The 320-nt window shown below is 56.9% G+C and carries 1 protein-coding gene; it reads right to left on the bottom strand.

The window, feature by feature from the left end:
- Positions 1 to 320, bottom strand: a 320-nt coding sequence (locus D7D25_RS17790) for an IS1595 family transposase (protein ID WP_122970227.1), incomplete at both ends; no start/stop codon positions are given.

Raw genomic sequence — 320 nt, 5'->3', positions numbered from 1 at the left:
CGCTTCAACGGTTTGTCCCTCTCTTCAAGGGATATTTCGGTGGAAAAGAAGGCGTCGTCCAACTCGATGGCTCCCTCGAGGGTGTACTCATCATCGCGTTTGCCCATCACGTCACGCAGTTTATTGACCATTTCCCATATAGGCTGGTAACGCTTGTGTCCCAGCTGGCGCTGCAGCTCCGCAGCGGAAAAGGAGCCCTTGGTCGCCGTGAGCAGGTGCATGGCCACGAACCAGTAACGGTAGGGCAGGTTGGAGTGCTGCATGACGGTGCCTGAACGCAAGGTTTGGCGTGCGCGACAACGCTTGCATTCATAGGCCTG

It is taken from the genome of Proteiniphilum sp. X52 (assembly GCF_003712195.1).
In the GTDB taxonomy this organism is placed as follows: domain Bacteria; phylum Bacteroidota; class Bacteroidia; order Bacteroidales; family Dysgonomonadaceae; genus Proteiniphilum.
Note: the sequence above shows the minus strand (reverse complement) of the source record. Positions and strands in the feature narration are given on the sequence as shown.